The organism is Halorubrum cibi (assembly GCF_900182635.1).
GTDB classification, from domain to species: Archaea; Halobacteriota; Halobacteria; order Halobacteriales; family Haloferacaceae; genus Halorubrum; species Halorubrum cibi.
The window spans coordinates 1-4,307 of record NZ_FXTD01000023.1; the positions used below are offsets into that span (position 1 = coordinate 1).

A 4,307-nucleotide genomic window follows, 5' to 3' on the forward strand; every position below is an offset into this window, starting at 1 on the left:
GCGATCGTGATCGGGCTCTCGGGAGCGAGAGCGACGCTCAAGCGGACGGGCCGCGGACCGGGCTACTCGCTCGGCACGTGGGGCTTCGTCTCCGGCGTCGGCATCCTGCTCGCTCTCGCGGGACTGTACTACGAACTCGCGGTCGTCGTCGAGCACCTCGACATCCTGATGGGGATGTCGCTGCTGCCGATCGCCTACGGCGGGGGGCTGCGAATGAGCCCGCCGCTCGAACGGATCGCTTTCGAGCGGAAGGAACTCACCGAGGCGGTGAGTCTCCGGCGCGGCGAGTCCGAAGAGAAGGCCGATCCGGACGCGGTACCGGACGGTGGGAGTGAGTCGACCTCGAAGGCGACCGATCGAGTCGGACTCGACGACGACGGTTACTTCGACGAGCTGTACGAGGACCTGAAGCTGCTGCCAACCGTGAGAGCGCCGACGGGTGGTCGGCTCCTTCCGAAGAAGGGTATCCGGCCGTTCTTCGCGCGGCTGTTCTCGGACGCGGCGAAGCTCGACCTCTCCGACCTCCGGACGCGGGTCCGGGTGTCGGGGTCGGCCTCGCAGAAGGTGTACGTCGACCCGGAGGGGGAGACGGCGGTCGACCATCGACCGGCTCACCTCCGGCGGCGGATGCCAGTCTGGCACCGGCTTCCCGAGCCGGTCGACGGCGAGAGCCTCTCGCCGATCACGCGAGGCCTCTACGCGCTGCTGACGATCGGTGTGATCGCCCTACCGCTCATCGGCTGGCACGTCGGCGGGGCGGTGGCGAACGTCCCGTTCGTCGGCGCTGCCGTCGGCGTCGTGCTGCTCGCCGTGGAGAGCTACGAGGCGGTCGATGGGTCGATCAGCTTCGAGCCCGCGCCGCGCCATGACGTGACGGCTGACGCGTCGCTGACCGTGCTCCAGAGCGAGCACGCCGACGCGAAGACGCTCGAGGAGTACGAGGAGATCGCGTGGTCCGAGCGGACCTCGACGGCGCTCGAGGCGCGTGATGTCGATTCCCGCCGCGATGCGAGCATGATGCGGCGGCTCCTCGAAGAGGATCTCCGAATGGACCTCGGCGTGATGGGTCTCGACGAGAACGCCGGCACGGAAATCGACCGCGCGCCACTCGACGAGGAAGAGGGCCGAGACGATCGTGACGACACGGAGGGCGACGATGAGTGAGCCGACGACGCAGTCGCGAACGACGCGACCGGCGCTCGACGTCCTCGACCGCGACCAGGACCGGCTCCTCTACACGGGCGACACTCGGCGCGACCCGCCGATCGAACCGCTGGCGGACGGCTTCTCGACGTACTGGTCGGTGCTGACGTGGTACCAAGCGGCCGGGATCCGGACGCTCGGCCACGTCGAGGCAGTCCTCGAGCCGTCCGACATCATGCCGCTGTCGAGTATCCTCGAGTACCTGTTCGCGACTGAGAACGCGCCTGAAGGGAGATACGTTCGGATGCGGATTGTCGAGTCTCTCAGCGACGGGTGCGACCTCGCGTACAAGCAGTTCCGAGAGCGGGCGAACGAGCGCGTCGAGAACGAGGAAGGAAGCACGTGGAAGGAGGTCGACCCCGACTCGGAGCGGAACCCGCTGATGCGACCGGCGTTCCGCCGGCTCGACCGCAGCCAAGCGGGGGCGCTCATCGAGCTGTGGGACGGCTTCGAGGACCGGCAGTCGATCGGGCGCTGGGTCCGGTCGCTGGCGGCACCGACGAACGGCGAGACGCCCGAGGGCTTCCTCACCGAGATCGTGTCGTCACCGCCGCTGCTCGAGGCACTGCTCGACACGGAGTCGCGAGCGGCGAAGATGACACGGTATCGGTTCGCGGTCGGCGCACTCCTTCCGCCGTTCCTGTCGGCAGCGCGAACGCTGAACGGCGGCGAACGGACGGACAGCAGCGGGAAGACACACGGAGCGTGGAACTCATGAGCAAGTCATTCAGCAGTCGGCAGAAAGAACAGCGCGGTGAAGAGGAGGTTCTCGAGCAGCTCCGAGAGGACTTCGCGCCGTGGGAGAAGTCCCGGCAGGCGCGATACCACGCCGGCGAAAAGTCGTGGGGCCGGCTCGCTCGGTACCACAACGACGGCGAGCGGATCTACAAGGACTTCGACGACGGCTCGGGGAACAGCCTCAAGCCGTTCCACAAGAAGCTCGAGAGCCTGTCTCGGCAGGCGCGGTTGAACGGTATCGAGAACGCACACCCGGTCTACCGGTATCCGAGCGCGTACCTCGACGCGATCATCCACGTCGACGACGCGGAGCTGTGGGCGCTCGAGGAGGGCCGGCTCGACGACGCCATCATCGCCGAGCAGCCAGCGACGCGGCGGAAGGTCCTGGAGTGGCTCGCGAAGCCGGAGAACGAGCACGTCCTCGCGACGATGGGCGACGGCGGAACGGACATATGGGCGCACTCGAAGCCCGGCGGCGGGAAGACGTCGTTCGCGAACGTCATCGGCGGGATCCGGATGCCCGAGATCAACAACGAGACGCTGCTGTGGATGCTGACGCTCGACGAGCTCGAGTGTCTCCCGCTCGCGCCGTACATGACGGTTGCCGTCCCTGAAGGGATCGAGTACGAAGTCCACGCGAAGCCGCGGAACCCGACGCTTCCGACGACGGAGATCTCGCTCACGGACGTGTTCCGCGATACGATCGAGTACCGAACGCCGCGGGACCTGATGACGAAGATCGTCCCTGGTGGGCTCTACGCGGTGCTGCCGGATCCGCTGTTCCGCGGGTGCGAGAAACAGACGACGGCGACGTACACGCCGGCTCGCGAGGCGGAAGAGCCGGCGGAGGTGACGCCGCTCCGGGACGTTAATTTCGCGTTCATGGACACGAGAGCGAAGGACGACGAGTTCCTCCACTCAACGACGCTGGTCCTCGACGAGTTCTCGGACCTCGTGCCGCTGAATCCAGAGGCTGACGAGAACGACCAGAACCGGAAGGTGAAGGGCTACCCGGTCAGCCAGGGGAAGGGACGGAAGAAGAACCTCTCGACGCTGACGCTGTCGCACAGCGTCTCCCGCGTCGACGAGGGGGTTCGAGAGAAGACGCGCTGGTTCGTGACGATGCCGAAGACGCCGCCGCCAGGCTCGTCGCTGTCGGGGATCGGTAATGTCCCGATCGACAAGCACTACGTGAACCGGTTTGCCGACCGGACCGGCCGGGCGGTGATCTGGCGTGATCAGAACTACACGCCGATCGAGTGGCCGAACCCGTACCGGAGCTACCGGTTCCGCGGCGAGATCTCGGTTCGATACCCGCGCCGGGAGGAGGCTCTCGATGCGATGTAGGCCGCTCCAGTCGCCCGAATCCGGCGGCATCGGCGGCTCGAAACGCCGATTTTCGGACTCGACAGAAATTGATCCTCCCGAGATCGGACGGTACGAGACTGCTCGCGACCGCGCACAGGGCGACCCACACGCGCGCGTACCTAAGAGGAGGGGAGGGGGAGGGGGTGACCCATGACTGACAAGGACACAAACACGGACGACGAAAGCGACGGAGAAGAGTCGAACGAGACGGAGCTGCTCGCGTGGCTGAAAGCGACGCTCGTCGCGTACCTGGCGCGGGTTCGAAGCGCGGTCTCACAGTCGGTCGACGAGATCGCGCCGCAACTCCGCGGGACGCTCGAGCGCGTCCACGTGCCGGCCGGTGCGGTGAAGCCGCTGCTGCTCGCGGGCGTGCTGCTCGTCGCGGCGATCGCGGTGCCGGCCGCGCCGTTCGGAAGCGGCGACGCCGGTCCCAGTGTGGAACCCGAAACCGGGAACACGACGGTCGACGTGGCCGACGAGACGCAGTCGCCGACGGCCGACACGTCCGAACCGAGCGGCACAGCTGACGAGTCGGACACCGGCGACGAGCAGCCGACGTATCGACAGGTGCTGACGAGCCGGGTCGAGGCACCCGGTACGGCACCGGCCGCGCCGAAACAGGTTCAGGCATCGGCCGGCAGTCAGACGATGGCCGTGACAACGGGCGTCGTCGACGGCGAGCCGGCGATCATCCTCGAGGACGACCGCACCCACGACGGCCGCTGGGTGGCGATCGACACGTCGTGGTTCGAGACGCATCTCGGACAGGTGCCGGCTCGCGCCTACATCGACCACGAGACGAACGGGAGCTACTCGGCTCCGATCCGTGTTCAGGGCAGTTCCGCGGCGTTCTACGTCGAGGGCTTCTCGAGCAACACGGTGACGTTCGACGGCGAGCTCCAAGTGAGCGCCGAGTCGGCGACCGACGGCGACACGATCACCTACGAAGCGCCGAACGGCGGTGAGAACCTCTCCGTTGAGCTGACCGGTGTCGAGAA

Annotated in this window: 2 protein-coding genes and 2 pseudogenes; all 4 read left to right on the top strand. The window is 67.2% G+C overall.

What is annotated here, in order from left to right; genetic code table 11:
* Positions 1-1,164 (top strand): annotated as a pseudogene (locus FN829_RS15595) (hypothetical protein); the annotation flags it as partial.
* A complete protein-coding gene (locus tag FN829_RS15600; RefSeq protein ID WP_142987851.1) occupies positions 1,157-1,921 on the top strand; it encodes a hypothetical protein in 765 nt (254 codons plus the stop codon). The pseudogene FN829_RS15595 and the gene FN829_RS15600, both read left to right, overlap by 8 nt.
* On the top strand, positions 1,918-3,288 hold the full coding sequence (locus tag FN829_RS15605; protein WP_142987852.1) for a hypothetical protein: 1,371 nt from the start codon (positions 1,918-1,920) through the stop codon (positions 3,286-3,288). The genes FN829_RS15600 and FN829_RS15605 overlap by 4 nt, the downstream gene beginning before the upstream one ends.
* A 171-nt stretch (positions 3,289-3,459) precedes the next feature.
* Positions 3,460-4,307: pseudogene (locus FN829_RS15610) on the top strand (hypothetical protein); the annotation flags it as partial.